Source organism: Actinoplanes sp. NPDC049548 (genome assembly GCF_040676695.1).
Taxonomy (GTDB): Bacteria; Actinomycetota; Actinomycetes; order Mycobacteriales; family Micromonosporaceae; genus Actinoplanes.
On the sequence record NZ_JBFAPM010000001.1, the window covers coordinates 553,320 to 568,646 of the forward strand.

At 70.8% G+C, this 15,327-nt stretch carries 10 protein-coding genes; 6 read left to right on the forward strand and 4 right to left on the reverse strand.

What is annotated here, in order from left to right; genetic code table 11:
* Positions 1-5 precede the first annotated feature (5 nt).
* Positions 6-956 (reverse strand): deoxyribose-phosphate aldolase, encoded by a 951-nt coding sequence (gene deoC, locus AB0J80_RS02615; protein WP_364699464.1) that lies wholly within the window; start codon positions 954-956, stop codon positions 6-8.
* A gap of 62 nt (positions 957-1,018) precedes the next feature.
* On the opposite strand from deoC, the gene upp reads away from it, so the two are divergent.
* A complete protein-coding gene (upp, locus tag AB0J80_RS02620) occupies positions 1,019-1,651 on the forward strand; it encodes a uracil phosphoribosyltransferase (RefSeq protein ID WP_364699465.1) in 633 nt (210 codons plus the stop codon).
* Between the two features lie 57 nt (positions 1,652-1,708).
* Here the strand turns inward: upp and AB0J80_RS02625 are convergent, their stop codons facing one another.
* Positions 1,709-2,191, reverse strand: coding sequence for an 8-oxo-dGTP diphosphatase (locus AB0J80_RS02625; protein WP_364699467.1), 483 nt, complete (start codon positions 2,189-2,191; stop codon positions 1,709-1,711).
* A gap of 73 nt (positions 2,192-2,264) precedes the next feature.
* Between AB0J80_RS02625 and AB0J80_RS02630 the strand changes: the two genes are divergently transcribed.
* The 3 genes from AB0J80_RS02630 (at position 2,265) to AB0J80_RS02640 (ending at position 8,467) form a co-directional block, all read left to right on the forward strand.
* Positions 2,265-5,759, forward strand: a complete 3,495-nt coding sequence (locus AB0J80_RS02630; protein ID WP_364699469.1) for a bifunctional glycosyltransferase family 2 protein/CDP-glycerol:glycerophosphate glycerophosphotransferase — start codon at positions 2,265-2,267, stop codon at positions 5,757-5,759.
* An 80-nt stretch (positions 5,760-5,839) separates the two neighbouring features.
* Positions 5,840-7,726, forward strand: a complete 1,887-nt coding sequence (locus AB0J80_RS02635; RefSeq protein ID WP_364699471.1) for a capsular polysaccharide synthesis protein — start codon at positions 5,840-5,842, stop codon at positions 7,724-7,726.
* A 57-nt stretch (positions 7,727-7,783) separates the two neighbouring features.
* Positions 7,784-8,467 carry a GPP34 family phosphoprotein gene (locus AB0J80_RS02640; RefSeq protein WP_364699473.1) on the forward strand — a complete coding sequence of 228 codons (684 nt, stop codon included), beginning with the start codon at positions 7,784-7,786 and terminating at the stop codon, positions 8,465-8,467.
* A 7-nt stretch (positions 8,468-8,474) separates the two neighbouring features.
* Here the strand turns inward: AB0J80_RS02640 and AB0J80_RS02645 are convergent, their stop codons facing one another.
* The gene (locus AB0J80_RS02645) at positions 8,475-10,115 is read right to left on the reverse strand and encodes a phospho-sugar mutase (protein WP_364699476.1); all 1,641 of its coding nucleotides are present in this window, start codon (positions 10,113-10,115) and stop codon (positions 8,475-8,477) included.
* 29 nt (positions 10,116-10,144) lie between these two features.
* Entirely contained in the window at positions 10,145-12,064 is a 1,920-nt protein-coding gene (locus AB0J80_RS02650; protein ID WP_364699478.1) for a serine/threonine-protein kinase, read from the reverse strand.
* A 208-nt stretch (positions 12,065-12,272) separates the two neighbouring features.
* Between AB0J80_RS02650 and AB0J80_RS02655 the strand changes: the two genes are divergently transcribed.
* Both AB0J80_RS02655 and AB0J80_RS02660 read left to right on the forward strand, forming a co-directional pair.
* On the forward strand, positions 12,273-13,844 hold the full coding sequence (locus AB0J80_RS02655) for a methylmalonyl-CoA mutase family protein (protein ID WP_364699480.1): 1,572 nt from the start codon (positions 12,273-12,275) through the stop codon (positions 13,842-13,844).
* 219 nt (positions 13,845-14,063) lie between these two features.
* Positions 14,064-15,323 (forward strand): amidohydrolase, encoded by a 1,260-nt coding sequence (locus AB0J80_RS02660; RefSeq protein ID WP_364699482.1) that lies wholly within the window; start codon positions 14,064-14,066, stop codon positions 15,321-15,323.
* Positions 15,324-15,327: the final 4 nt, after the last annotated feature.

Consider the following 15,327-nt stretch of genomic DNA (forward strand, 5'->3'; position numbering starts at 1 on the left):
CCCCATCAATCCAGCGTGAAGTAGTCGGGGCCGGCGTAGTGGCCGGAGGTGAGCTTGGTGCGCTGCATGAGCAGGTCGTTGAGCAGCGACGAGGCGCCGAAGCGGAACCAGTCGGGGTCGAGCCAGTCGTCGCCGACGGTCTCGTTGATCAGCACCAGGTACTTGATGGCGTCCTTGGTGGTGCGGATGCCGCCCGCGGGCTTGACGCCGACCTGGCGCCCGGTCCGGGCCCGGAAGTCGCGGACCGCCTCGAGCATGACCAGCGTCACCGGCAGGGTCGCCGCCTGCGGCACCTTGCCGGTGGAGGTCTTGATGAAGTCGGCGCCGGCCAGCATCGCCAGCCACGAGGCGCGGCGCACGTTGTCATACGTCCCCAGCTCGCCCGTCTCGAGGATCACCTTGAGATGCGCGGTGCCGCACGCCTCCTTGACGGCGACGATCTCGTCGAAGACGTGCTCGTAACGGCCGGACAGGAACGCGCCCCGGCTGATCACCATGTCGATCTCGTCCGCGCCGCCGGCGACGGCGTCCCGGGTGTCGGCGAGCTTGACGTCCAGGGGTGCCTGACCGGACGGGAAGGCCGTCGCCACGCTGGCCAGGTGCACTCCGGTGCCGCGCAGCACCTCGGCGGCGACGGGGACCATGGCGGGGTAGACGCAGACCGCGGCGACGCTGGGGCAGCTCGGGTCGGCGGGGTCGGGGCGCAGTGCCTTGGCGGAGAGCGCGCGGACCTTGCCGGGGGTGTCGGCGCCCTCCAGCGTGGTGAGGTCCACCATCCGGATCGCCAGGTCGATGGCGGCCGCCTTGGCGCTGGTCTTCACCGACCGGGTGCCGAGGGCCGCCGCCCGTGCCTCGACCCCGACCTTGTCCACCCCGGGCAGTCCGTGCAGGAAAGACCGGAGGTTGAAGGCGGAACCGGACAGGTCGGGCAGCCTCGACGTCGTCGTCGCAGTCATGAGAACGATTCTACGCAGCCCACCGACAGTTGATCTTGGAGAACCCCGGTAGGTTGAGCGGCGTGGACGTACTCGTCGTTGACCATCCGCTGGCCCAGACCCGACTCACCGTCATGCGCGACGCCCAGACGGACTCCGGCGTGTTCCGCGCCGCCCTGCACGAGCTGACCACCATGGTCGTGTACGAGGCCGCGCGCTCCTTCGCCGTCGAGCAGTTCCCCATCAGCACGCCCGTCGCGCCGACCCAGGGCACCCGGCTGGCCAACCCGCCGCTGATCGTCCCCGTCCTGCGGGCCGGCCTGGGCATGGCGGACTCGGCCCTGGCGCTGCTGCCCGAGTCGTCGATGGGCTTCGTCGGCCTCGCCCGCGACGAGGACACGTACGAGCCGCGCGCCTACATGGAGTCGCTGCCCGGGGACCTCTCCGGCCTGCCGGTGCTGGTCCTCGACCCGATGCTGGCCACCGGTGGTTCGCTGGTGCACTGCTGTCAGCTGCTGGTCGACCGCGGCTGCACCGACGTGATCGTGTGCTGCGTGCTGGCCGCGCCCGAGGGCATCCAGCGCCTGAAGGACTCCGGGCTACCGCTGCGCCTGGTGACGGCGTCGATCGACGAGGGCCTGAACGAGAAGATGTACATCGTCCCCGGCCTCGGCGACGCCGGCGACCGCCAGTTCGGCGGCATGCCGCGCTTCTGATCGAGCGGAGCTCGATGGGATTTCGCCCCGACGGGCGCAATCCGACTTGGGTTGCGGTCAACCCGGGGTGTGTGACCAGCTGACTGCTTTGCCGTTGTGGAAGGGCATGACGCCGTGGAAGGGCCGGCCGGCGAAGACCAGGGGGAGGAAGTGGCGGTCGGACTCCCACATGGGGATCCGGCCGGCCAGGATGTCGGCCTTCGGGACCCAGTGCAGGCTGCCTTCGGCGGTGGCGGACAACGGGGTGCCGGTCCATTGCGGGATGCGGAACAGGAAACCGAACCAGTTCTCGCCGTGGCGGCCGAAACCCGGCCACGAGATCGTGCCGGCGAGATCGACGGAGACGCATTCGAGGCCGGCCTCCTCGCGAATCTCGCGGCGCATGCCGGACACCACGTCCTCGTCGGGCTCCAGCTTCCCGCCGAGGCCGTTGTAGTAGCCGAAATGAATGTCGTCCGGCCGCGTGTCCCGCCTGATCATCAGGACCTCTTCACCGTCCGGAGAGAGAAGGTAGCCGAGGGTCGCGAGGATGGATTGCACGGCCGACACCCTAAACGGTGTGGATTGACAGGTGTGCGCACGGCGCCTTGAGGGGCTGCTCTATTCTGCCCGAATGGCAAGCCCCCTGCTGAGTGTCGTCGTGCCCATTTACAACGTCGCCCCGTACCTGGACGAGTGTCTGGAGTCCCTGGCCGGGCAGTACCGCAGCGCGTTGGAAGTGATCATGGTCGATGACGGGTCTACCGACGGTAGCGCAGCGATCGCGGAGCGGTTCGCCGCCCGGGACCCGCGCTTCCGGCTCGTCAGCAAGGCGAACGCGGGGCTCGGCGCGGCCCGCAACACCGGCCTCGAGCACGTCACGGGCGACTACCTGATGTTCATGGACAGCGACGACGTGGTCCCCGCGTACACGGCGGAGCTGCTCGTCGGAATCCTCGAGAAGACCGGCTCGGACTTCGCCTGCGGCAACGTCATGCGGCTCAGCAGCAAGGGCCTGATCCAGTCCGCCATGCACCGGGACATCTTCCAGCGCACGAAGCTGCGGACCCACGTCGACCAGCAGCCGGCCCTGCTCGGCGACCGGACGGCGTGGAACAAGGTCTACCGCAAGAGCTTCTGGGACTCGCAGGGGCTGCGCTTCCCGGAGGGCGTCCTGTACGAGGACACCCCCGTCACCGTTCCGCTGCACGTGCTCGCGAAGAGCGTCGACGTCATCGACGTGCCGATCTACTACTGGCGGGAGCGCGAGGGCGACGACAAGTCGATCACCCAGCGGCGCGAGGAGCTGAAGGCCTTCACCGACCGCCTCGAGAACTGCTGGCAGGTCAGCCGGCTGCTCGGTGACTCGGGTCACCATGCCACCAAGCGGCTCTACGACGAGTCGGTGCTGACCGGCGACCTGAACCTCTTCGTCCGGGTCCTGCCGAGCGTCGACGACGAGTACCGCCAGGTCTTCATGGAGCGGACCAACGAGTACCTCGACACCATCGACCCGGAGGCGATCCTCGAGCTGCCGGCGCACCAGCGCGTGATCTGGACGCTGATCCGCAACCGGATGCTGCCCGAGCTGCTCGAGCTGATCCCGGTCGTGCGCAAGCAGCGCCGGATCGCCCGCAAGGGCCTGCGCCGCTACCACGACATGGACCTGTACCACGAGAAGCTGCCGCAGCTGCCGCCCGAGCTGTTCGCGGCCGGTACGCCGAGGCCGCGCACCAAGGTGCACGACGTCTCCTGGCGCGACGGCAAGCTGCACATCCGGGGGCACGCGTTCATCCCCGGCCAGCCCTCGGCGCGGGCGTGGAGCACGTCCCGGCTGATCTGGCTGAAGGAGGACTCGGGCCGGCGGACCAAGCGCACGCTGCTGATCAACCGTCGGTGCATCGACGCCACCGCCGACCACGGCTCCGCGCAGACCACCTACGACTGGTCCGGCTTCGACGCCGTGGTCGACGTGCAGGCCCTGCGTACCCCCGAAGGCGCGTGGCACAACGGCACCTGGACCGTGGTCATGGGTGTCGTCGGTCTCGGCCAGATGAGCAAGGGCTCGCTGGAGATGGGTCAGCCGGCCAACCCGATCAAGCTGACCGGCCTGGATGTCGGGGACGACGTCCGGATCACCCCCTTCATCAAGCGGGGCCGGCTGCGGGTCCGGGTGGAGCGGGTGCCGGCGCGGCTGACCGGCGGGCGCCTGAACGGCGACCACGTGGAGATCGAGGGAAGGCTGCACGGCGACGCGCCGGTGACCAGCGTGACGCTGTCGCGGGTCGAGGGCCTGACCTGGCGGCGGTACCCCATCGAGCTCGACGGTGAACGCTTCCGTTTCCGGATCCCGGTCGCCGACCTCCAGCCCGAGGGGCACACCTTCCGGCCGCTGCGGATCGCCGAGCCCACCGACCGGTTCCGGATCGAGCTGGCCGTCGGCACCAAGCGCAGCGGGATCGTGGCCTGCGGCATCGCCGACGACTTCGCCTGGGAGCCGATCGACCTCGGTGCCCTCAGCGTCCACGTGCACGCCGCGCTCTCCGGCGAGGCCCAGCTGGTCGCCATGCCGACCGGCCCGGTGCTGACCGCCGTGAGCACCGCGGACCGCCGGTTCCGGTTCACCGGTCGGATCCACGGGCCGGTCGACGACTTCAAGCTGGTGCTGCGGCCGTTCAACGCCCGGGAGACCTGGAGCTTCCCCGTCGAGATGGCCGCCGACGGCACCTGGTCCGTCGAGGTCGACCCGATCGCGGTGCCCAACTTCGGCGCCCACATCCGCATCCGTACGGGCATGTGGAACGTCCTGTACCGCGACGGCAACGGTCCGGTGCAGCCGCTGCCCGCCCTCGCCGGCGCCATGGCGTCGCTGCCGTTGCCGCTGGCCGGTGACGCGCCCCGGGTCTCGCTCGAGTGGCTGACCGACGAGCGCGTGGTCCTGCGCGTCCGCACGGCGCTCAGCGACGAGGAGCGGGGCCGCGCCAACCAGTCCCGGCTGCGCACGAAGGAGTATCCGGCGCTGCGGGAGGAGCCGCTGCGCGACGTCGTGCTCTACAACAGCTTCACCGGCCGGCAGTATTCGGACAGCCCGCGCGCCGTTCACGAGGAGCTGGTCGCGCGCGGCGTGCCGCTCGAGCACCAGTGGGTCACGAACGACGGCCAGGCCCCGCTGCCGCACACGGCCGAGCCGGTCGCGCTGTGGAGCCGCCGCTGGTACGAGTCCCTGGCGACCTCCCGCTACATCGTCACGAACCAGCACCTGCCGGAGTGGTTCGTACGCCGCCCGGGACAGGTCGTGGTGCAGACGTGGCACGGCACGCCGCTCAAGCGGATCGGCTTCGACATCGCCGACGTGCAGTTCACCGACCGCCGCTATCTGGAGAAACTGGCGCTGGAGGCGCCGAACTGGAGCTTCCTGGTCTCCCCGAACACGTTCAGCACGCCGATCCTGCGCCGTGCCTTCCGGTACGAGGGCGAGCTCATGGAGATCGGCTACCCCCGCAACGACCTGCTGTTCAGGGACCGGGCGGAGATCAAGGAGCGGGTCCGCCGGGCGGCCGGGATCCCGGAAGGCAAGAAGCTCGTCCTGTACGCGCCCACGTGGCGTGACGACGAGTACAGCGGCGGCAGCTACAAGATCTCCATGAAGATCGATATCGACGACGCGGCGGAGAAGCTGGGTCACGATCACGCGCTGCTCGTGCGACGGCACCCGAACGTCGTCGACGAGATCCCGGGCAACGGCGAGGGGTTCGTCTACGACGTGTCGACGTATCCCGACATGGCGGACCTGCTGGCCGCGGCGGACGTCCTGATCACCGACTACTCGTCGGTGATGTTCGACTTCGCCAACACCGGGCGGCCGATGCTGTTCTTCACCTACGACCTGGCGCACTACCGCGACAAGCTGCGCGGCTTCTACTTCGACTTCGAGCAGGAGGCACCCGGCCCGCTGCTCGCCACGTCGGACGAGGTGGTGGCGGCCATCCGGGACGTCGACATCGTCGCCGCCGAGTACACCGACCGGTATCGCGCATTCGCCGCCAAGGCCTGCGATCTCGACGACGGCCAGGCCACCGCGCGGCTGATCGACGTCATGCTGGCCGAGGGCGAGCGGGGGCGGCGGTGATGCCGGCGGGTATAGGGCTGCGTAGTGGCATCGTACGAGCACGCGATGCTGTGGCACGCCGGATCAAGACGGATGGGGACGTGGCAGGGCCGGTCACGCCGGTCGTCAACCTGGTGCCGAATCCCGGTTTCCGCGGACCGATCGACCAGCCGGTCGAGAAGGGCGGCACCTACGTCCACGTGCATGCCGTCTGCGAGCCGACAGCCATCCCCGGGCTGCCCGGGGTGACCGGTGTCCGGGTGAGCGGCCGCAACGACAACAATGACACCCACATCGCGCCCGGCGGGCGCAACGCCTCGGGGCAGTTCAGGCTCGGTATGCGTCCCGGGGCGACCTACACCGCGAGCGTGGGCGTATTCCTCGACGCACCACTCACCGGCGCGCTCAATCCGGCCGCGCTGCGGCTCGTGCCCGGCTGTGTCGTGGACGGCGCGATCACCTGGAGCCTCGCGCGGTCCGCTCCGGCCCGCAACGAGTACGGCCATCACCGCATCAGCGCGACGTTCACCGTGCCCGCGGCCGCCGAAGCGGTATGGATCAGGCTCATCAGCGGAATGTCCCAGGGCAACGGTGCCGTCTACTGGTACTCGTTGATGCTCACCGAGACGGACTATCCGGTCAGGTATTTCGACGGCTCGACGGACGCCGACGACTTCCACACCTACGAGTGGCTCGGCGAACCACACGCGTCCCCGTCTCGCCGCACGCTGCGGGTCCGTGACGGAGTCGCCCCGGCCGCGATCGCCGATGAGGCGGTACGGCTGGCCGAGGCGGGAGCGACCGTCGAGGCGCGCGCGCTGCTCGACCGGCTCGAAGGTAGCCAGTCGTCCGCCGCGCGGGTGCGGATCGCGCTCGGCGAGGAGACGCCGGCTCGCAAGGCGCTCCGGAAGCTGGTCAAGGCCGGGGACTCCGACGGTGAAGCGGCGTACCAGCTGGGTCGGCTCGCGCTCCGGCAGCGATCCTGGGTGGCAGCCGAGCGACTGCTCAAGGACTCGGTGGCCAAGCGTCCAGAGGCGTATGAACGTGGTTACGCCCTTGCCTTCGCATACGACAAGCTCGGCCGCCGCGCCGACAGCAAGCGCGCGTCTGCCGCCGCCCTGATGCACGATATCGAGTTGCCGTTCGACGGGCCGGCGGTGCTCGACCTCGACGTCAAGTCCTTCGGCGCCCGCCGTGAGCTGGGAATCTTCGTTGCCGAGCACCTCGAGCAGATCCGTCGCCAAGCGGAGGCCCGGCTCGCCGCCCGGGTCGGCACGACCTTCGACCAACCGATCTTCATCTACTGGGGGCAGGGTTTCGAGTTCGCGCCGCCGGTGGTGCGGGCCTGCTTGGCTGCGCTGAAGGCGAACAATCCGGGCTCCCGGGTTCACGAGCTGACCGACGACAACCTGAGCAGTTATGTCGAGGTGCCCGAGGATCTGTCCGCGGCCTTGAACGGCAACCGTACCCACTTCTCCGATCTGCTACGACTGCTCCTGCTGGAGAAGTTCGGCGGTATCTGGGTGGACGGCACCTGCTACGTCACCGAGCCGCTGCGGCCCCATGTGGACGCGGCGCTGGCCCGGTCCACCCTCTTCGCGTTCAACTACACCGGGCCCTATATATCCAGTTGGTTCCTGGCGAGCCGGCCCGGCAGCTACGCCGTGCACTTGTGGCGTGCCGCTTGTTTCCTGTGGTGGGAGAAGCGCGCGGAACTCATCGACTACTTCCTGCTGCATCACGTCTTCGAGATGCTGTACCACCTCGACGACCGCTTTCGCGCCGAGTGGGACGAGGGGCAGCGACTCAACTCCCGGCCGCCGCACGCTCTGCAGAACGCGATGCTCCAGCCCTACGACCCGGAAGCCTTCCGCGTGATGACGGCCGGGTCGTTCGTTCACAAGCTGCGGTACAAGTATCAGGCGCACGAACTGCGCAGTGAGTCGTACCTGGCGCGGATCATCCGGGACGACCTCGCCGAAAAGTAGCCGTTCAACGGACGGCTGGTCGTTGCGCGGGTGACACCGGCCACTATCGTTCCCGGCATGACCTCCATCGCGCTCGCTGAGGAGCTTCTTCTCCTCGCGTATGACGACCAGACCGGCAAGGCGACCGGTTCCCGCATCGGACTCGACCTCGGCATGGCCGCGGCGGTGCTGGTCGATCTCGCGCTGGCCGGCCGGATCGCCTACGTCGCGGGCAACATCGTCGTCAACGACCCCACCCCGACCGGGGAGCCCATCGCCGACCTGGTGCTGGCCAAGGCCGCCGCGGACGACCCGCACACGCCCGCGCAGTGGGTGCAGCGCCTGCGCCACCGGCTGCGCGAACGCGTCCTCGAGGACCTCGTCACCCGCGGCGTGATCCGCGACGTCGACGAGACCCAGATGGGCGCCATCCACGTGCACCGCTACCCGACGACCGACCCGGCGTACGAGGCGGAGATCCGCAAGCGGCTGGCCGACGCGCTGATCACCGACGCGGTGCCGGACGAGCGGACGGCGGCGCTCTGCACGCTGCTGGTGGCGACGCGGATGGAGCCGGCGCTGCGGCTGCCGCCGGAGGAGTCGGCCCGCGCCCACGAACGCCTGGAGGAGATCGCGAGCGGGGCGGGCTTCACCGGCGGCGCCAACCTGGAGGACTCGATCGTGCGCCCCAGCGTCGCGCTGGTGGTCGCGACCCTGAGCCGGGCGATCTCGGCCGCCCTGGGCGCTCCCAAGGTGCCGTAGGACGCCTCTAGAGGCCCAGCGCGGCGGAGACCTCCTTGCGCAGCTGGGCCATCCCCGTCCCGGACCGGAACTGCGCGTCGACGAGCTTGCCGCCCCCGACCGGCTCGATCACTTCCAGGTACGCCTTGAGCTTCGGCTCCGTCCCCGACGGCCGGATCACCACCCGGGCACCCGCCGTACGCAGCGTGAGCACGTCGGCCGCCGGTGCCCGGTCCTCGATCTCGGTGACGGGCCGGCCGAGCAGGGTCGCGGGCGGGTTCGCCCGCACGTGGGCCATCGCACGCGTGATCTCGGCCAGGTCGTCGACCCGTACCGACACCTGGTCGGTGCGGTGCACCCCGAGCTCGGTGTCCAGCTCGTCCAGCCGGTCCCGCAGCGACCTGCCCTCGGCCTTGAGCGCGGCGGCCAGCTCCGCCACGGTGAGCGCGGCCGTGATGCCGTCCTTGTCGCGGACCAGGTCCGGGGCCACGCAGTAGCCGAGCGCCTCCTCGTAGCCGTACGCCAGCTCCTCGGCGCCGCGGACGATCCACTTGAAGCCGGTGAGCGTCTCGGCGTACGGCGCGTCGCGGGCCGTGCACAGCGCCTTGAGCTGGGTCGACGAGACGATCGTGGTGGCGAACGTGCCCGGCGTGCCACGGCGGATCAGGTGGTCGGCCAGCAGGACGCCGAGCTCGTCGCCGCGCAGGGCCCGCCAGCCGTCGTCGCCGGCCGGGATGGCCACCGCGCAGCGGTCCGCGTCCGGGTCGTTGGCGATGGCCAGGTCCGCGCCCTGCTCGGTGGCGAGCGCCAGGAGCAGGTCCATCGCTCCGGGCTCCTCCGGGTTGGGGAACGCGACGGTGGGGAACTCCGGGTCGGGTTCGGCCTGCTCGGCGACGACGGCCGGTGCGGCGAACCCGGCGGCGGCGAAAGCGGCGGCGAGCACCGTCCCGCCCACCCCGTGCAGCGGCGTGTAAGCGACCTTCAGGTCCCGGGGACCGCCCGCGACCACGGCCGCGGCGCTCTCGACGTACCCCTGGACGATCTCCTCGCCGAGGACCGTGCCGGGATCGCCGAGCTTGACCTCCGCCAGCGTCCCGACGGCCTGGATGGCCGCCTCGATGCCCGCGTCGGCGGGCGGGACGATCTGCGCGCCGGCGCCGGCCGGACCGCCGAGCTGCGCGCCCAGGTAGACCTTGTAGCCGTTGTCCTGGGGCGGGTTGTGGCTGGCGGTGACCATGACCCCGGCGACCGCGTCGAGCTTGCGCACCGCGTACGCCAGCACCGGTGTCGGCAGCGGGCGGGGCAGGAGCAGCGCCGCGCGCCCGGCGGCGGTGGCCACCCGGGCGGTCTGCTCGGCGAACTCCCGGGAGCCGTGGCGGGCGTCGTAGCCGATGACCAGCGGCCCCTCGCCGCCCTGGCCGGCCAGCCAGCCGATCAGCCCCGCGGCGGCGCGGGTGACGACCGCGAGGTTCATGCCGTTCGGGCCGGCCCGCAGCCGGCCGCGCAGCCCGGCCGTGCCGAAGGTGAGCGGGCCGGCGAACCGGTCGGCGAGTTCGGCGGCGCTGTCCGGGAGCCGGTCGAGCAGCGCGCGGATCTCGTCGCGGCCCGCCGGGTCGGGGTCGTCGGCCAGCCAGGTCTCGGCCAGCGTGCGGAGGTCGTCAGTTGCCATGCTCAGTGGATAGCACGGCTGGGCTGCCGCTAACCGTCGAGGGTGAAGGTCCGGACGAGTTCCTCGAAGATCGGCTTGCTCTCGGCGAACTGCTTCTCGGTGCTGGTCATGTAGAACGAGTACGCCTTGCCGTCCTCGATGATCGCGCCCCAGAGGCCGTGCCGGGTGCCCGCGCAGGTGTACTCGAGCACCGCGCCCGGCCGGCCGGCGATGGTCCGGTCGGTGAGGGCGACCTGGGTGTACGGCTTCGGGCAGCTGGAGCCCTTCTTCTTCAGGTTGCCCTCGGCGATCTTGAGGAAGCCGTGCGGCGTGCCGCGGCCCGACTCGACCAGCAGCCGCACCTTGCGTTCGGCGCCGGGGTCCACGTAGTCGACCCAGCTGCCGCCGCTCTGCTTCTTCCAGCCCTTGGGCACCGACACGCTCGTCCCGCGGCCCTTGTAGGCGACCGTCGGGAAGGCGGCCGCGGTCGTCGCGCCGTTCTGCGGCACGCCGGCGGCGGTGGCGGGCGTCTTGGGGTCGTCGCCCCCTCCGGAGAGGGCCAGCACGATGACGAGCGCCACCACCAGACCCAGCCCGCCCGCGGCGGCGATCTGCGTGTTGCGCGGCCACCCCTTGACCGTCGTGACGGCCTTGCCGACGGCTTCCCGGACGGTGGTCACGGCGTTGTCGATCATCGCCTTGCGCTTGGCGCCGGGGCTCATCACCACGGTGCCGCCACCGCCGGCCATCGGCTCGCGGGCCGCCCGCGCGCCGTCCCACTGCCGCCGGGGCGGCAGCACGCTGGTGGTGTCGCCGCCGGCCGAGGGCGGGCCTTCCGGGGCGGGCGGCGGCGGGTAGGCGCCGGTCGGCTGCTCGGCCGCGGCCGGGGTCTCCTCGGCCCGGCGCTTGCCGCCCTGCGTGAGCTTCGCGAGGTGGCCCGACAGCGAGTCGCCGGGGGCGAGCATGGCCCGGCCGCCGATCTGCCCGCTGGGCTTGGCCTGCGGCTGCGGGATCGGCTGGGTCTCCGCGGCCGGCGGGCGCTGCGACGGCACGACCGAGTAGGGGTCGGTCATCAGGTGCGGCGGCGCCTTGCTGGCCAGCGGCCCGGCGAGCTGCTGGCGCAGCATCGTGCGGGCGGTCTGCACGTCGAAGCGGCGGGCCGGGTCCTTCTCGAGCAGGCCCATGAGCACCGGGGTCAGCGAGCCCGCGCGCACGGCCGGGGTGGGCGGGTCCTCGACGACGGCGTGCATCGTCTCGATGGGGTCGCCCTTGTCGAACGGGGGCCGGCCCTCGATCGCGGTGTAGAGGGTGACGCCGAGCGAGAACAGGTCGCTGGGCGGGCCGAAGTCGCTGCCCATCGCCCGCTCGGGGGAGATGAAGTGCGGCGAGCCCAGCACCATGCCGGGCGTCGTGAGCTGCACGTCGGTGGGCATCCGGGCCACGCCGAAGTCGGTGAGCACGCAGCGGCCGTCGGTGCAGATCAGCACGTTGGCCGGCTTGACGTCGCGGTGCAGCACACCGTGCGCGTGAGCCACCTCCAGGGCGCCCAGCAGGGCGATGCCGATCTTGGCGACCACGCGCGGCGCGACCGGGCCGTCCTCGATCACCATGTCGGCGAGGCTGCGGGCCTCCAGCAGCTCCATGACGATCCAGGGCCGGCCGTTCTCGTGCACGACGTCGTAGACCTGGACGACGGCCGGGTGCTGCAGGGCCGCGGCGGCGCGTGCCTCGCGCATGGTGCGTTCGTACATGGCGTCTCGGTCGGTGGGGGCTAGGCCGGGCGGGAGGATGACCTCCTTGATCGCCACGTCCCGGCGCAGCAGGGTGTCGGCGGCGCGCCAGACCGTGCCCATGCCGCCGTGGCCGACCGCGGCGCGAAGCGTGTACCGCCCGCCGATGAGCGTGCCCGGGGCTGCGCGTCCGCTGGTCGGAGCGGTGTTGCCACTGCTCCACGTCGGAATCTGAGTCACGTGAGATGCCACCGAAGGGGGATAGGGGGCGGTCTGCCAACCCCGCTATCTTGCCGGGTCCCACCCCCATTCGAAAAGCGGGTCGCCCGGTGTTCTCGCCGATTCGACGCTGTGTCATCGGAGGGTTGCGCAGAGTGGAACTTTTCGGACGACGGAGGCAAAATCCCTCAGGCCTGACGGGAACTGAACGACACCTTAGGATCGCCCTGTGAACGCAGAATCCGGGTTCGAGATCAAGCCGGTCTATGACAGCGGCGACCTGCCGCCGGACGTCGAGGAGCGGCTCGGCCGGCCCGGCGAGTATCCGTACACCCGGGGCGTCTACCCCACGATGTACACGAAACGGCCCTGGACCATGCGGCAGTACGCGGGCTTCGGCACCGCGGCGGAGTCCAACGCCCGCTACCACCAGCTGCTGCGCGCGGGCACCATGGGCCTCTCCGTGGCGTTCGACCTGCCCACCCAGATGGGCTACGACTCCGACGACCCGATCGCGCACGGCGAGGTGGGCAAGGTCGGGGTGGCCATCGACTCGCTCGACGACATGCGCCGGCTCTTCCACGACATCCCGCTGGACAAGGTGTCCACGTCGATGACGATCAACGCGCCCGGCTCGGTGCTGCTGCTGCTCTACCAGCTGGTCGCCGAGGAGCAGGGGGTGCCCGGCGCGGCCCTGCAGGGCACGATCCAGAACGACATCCTCAAGGAGTACATCGCCCGGGGGACGTACATCTTCCCGCCCAAGCCGTCGCTGCGCCTGGTCGCGGACACGTTCGCGTACTGCCGCACGGAGATCCCGAAGTGGAACACGATCTCGATCTCCGGCTACCACATGGCCGAGGCCGGCGCGTCGCCCGCGCAGGAGATCGCGTTCACCCTGGCCAACGGCATCGAGTACGTCCGCGCCGCGATCGCCGCCGGCCTCGCTGTGGACGACTTCGCCCCGCGCCTGTCCTTCTTCTTCGTCGCCCGCACCACGCTGCTCGAGGAGATCGCCAAGTTCCGGGCGGCCCGGCGGATGTGGGCGCGGATCATGCGCGACGACTTCGGCGCCAAGAATCCCAAGTCGCACATGCTGCGCTTCCACACCCAGACGGCCGGGGTCCAGCTCACCGCGCAACAGCCCGAGGTCAATCTCGTACGCGTCGCCGTGCAGGCCCTGGGCGCGGTCGCCGGCGGCACCCAGTCGCTGCACACCAACGCGTACGACGAGGCGATCGCCCTGCCCACCGAGAAGTCGGCGCGGCTGGCGCTGCGGACCCAGCAGGTGCTGGCGTACGAGACCGGGCTGGTCGACACCGTGGACCCCTTCGCCGGCTCGTACGTCATCGAGGCCATGACCGACGAGGTGGAGGCCGCGGCCACCGCGCTGATCGAGCGGGTCTTCTCGTACGGCTCCGCGGTCGACGCGATCGAGCAGGGCTTCCAGAAGCAGGAGATCGAGGCGTCGGCGTACCGGATCTCCCAGGAGATCGACGGCGGTGAGCGGGTCGTGGTGGGCGTCAACCGCTTCGGCATCGACGAGGAGGAGAAGTACGAGCCGCTGCGGGTCGACCCGAAGATCGAGGCCGACCAGGCCGCGCGGCTCGCCACCCTGCGGGCCGAGCGGGACGGCGCCGCGGTCGACGCCGCCCTGGCCGATTTGCGCAAGGCCGCCGAGGGTACGGACAACGTGCTGCCTCCGATGCGGGAGGCCTTGCGCCGCCGTGCGACGGTTGGTGAGGTCTGCCACACGTTGCGCGGCGTCTGGGGTGTTCACCATCCCGTGGAACATTTCTGACCGCTACGAGGATTTGAACCGCGTCACCTCCGCGATTCGTAACCCGTTGTAGGAGGTGGTCGACGGATGCCGCCTGGAGATCGCTCTTATCAGGGCTTTCGTGACAGTCCGCGATCCCGTGCGTACGGGAATGACGTTGCACAGCGTCACCAAAATGGGTCTAGGCTGTCGCGCGTTGCGGAAACCGGCCCAAACCCCGAGAGCGATAGAGAAATCGACGTGACGAGTGCACTGACGGCGCCCGGTGGCGCCGAGATGGCGACCTTCCCGGGACCACCCCCCGGGGCCGAACCCCTGCCCGGCCAGCTCGACCGCTGGCTCGCCGCGCGGGGAGCCGAGCTGGTAGCCATCCGCCGTCACATTCACGCGCACCCCGAGCCCTCCAACGCGGAGTTCGAGACCGCCGCGCTGATCGCCCGCGAGCTGGCCGTGGCCGGCCTGAGCCCCCAGCTGCTGCCCAAGGGCAACGGCGTGATCTGCGACATCGGCCAGGGCGACCGGGTGGTCGCCTTCCGTGCCGACCTGGACGCGCTGCCGCTGCAGGACACCAAGGACGTGCCGTACCGCTCGACGGTCGAGAAGGTCGCGCACGCGTGCGGCCACGACGTGCACACCACCGTCCTGCTCGGCCTCGGCCTGGCGCTGGCCCAGCTCAACGAGCAGGGTGAGCTGCCCGGCCGGGTGCGGCTCATCTTCCAGCCGGCCGAGGAGTACGTGCCGTCCGGCGCGCCCGAGGTGATCGCCGCCGGGGCCCTCAAGGACGTCGCGGCCATCTTCGCGCTGCACTGCTACCCGCAGCTGCCCGCCGGCCTCGTGGGGGTCCGCTCGGGCCCGTTCACGGCCGCCGCCGACACGATCCGCGTACGCCTCACGGGCCCCGGCGGTCACACCGCCCGGCCGCACCTCACCGCCGACCTCGTGCACGCCCTCGGCCGGGTGATCGTGGACGTGCCGGCCCTGCTGGACCGCCGCGTCGACCCCCGCGCCGGCGTGTCGCTGGTCTGGGGCGCGGTGAAGGCCGGCGAGGCCTTCAACGCCATCCCCGGCGAGGGCGAGGTGCTCGGCACCATCCGCATCCTCAACCGGGACGCGTGGCGCGAGGCGCCTGAGCTCATCACGAAGCTCATCCGGGACGTCGTCGCGGCCACCGGTGCGGAGGCCGAGGTGCAGTACAACCGCGGCGTCCCGCCGGTCATCAACGACCGGATGGCGTCCGCCGTCATCGCGGGCGCGGCCGGGGCCGCCCTCGGTGCCGACCGGGTGGTCGAGGCCGAGATCAGCATGGGCGGCGAGGACTTCGCCTTCTACCTCGAGCAGGTGCCGGGCGCGATGATCCGCCTGGGCACCGGCACGCCCGGCGCCGAGACCAAGTACGACCTGCACACGAGCAACTTCGACGTGGACGAGCGCTGCATCGGCTACGGCGTACGGGTCATGGTGCACACCGCCCTGGCCGCCCTCGCGACGGGCGCGTTCTGACGGC

What these genes read in the sequence shown, in the direction of transcription:
- deoC (WP_364699464.1), bottom strand. Translation starts at nt 956, where the DNA reads ATGACTGCGACGACGACGTCGAGGCTGCCCGACCTGTCCGGTTCCGCC.
- AB0J80_RS02630 (WP_364699469.1), top strand. Translation starts at nt 2,265, where the DNA reads ATGGCAAGCCCCCTGCTGAGTGTCGTCGTGCCCATTTACAACGTCGCC.
- AB0J80_RS02640 (WP_364699473.1), top strand. Translation starts at nt 7,784, where the DNA reads ATGACCTCCATCGCGCTCGCTGAGGAGCTTCTTCTCCTCGCGTATGAC.
- AB0J80_RS02645 (WP_364699476.1), bottom strand. Translation starts at nt 10,115, where the DNA reads ATGGCAACTGACGACCTCCGCACGCTGGCCGAGACCTGGCTGGCCGAC.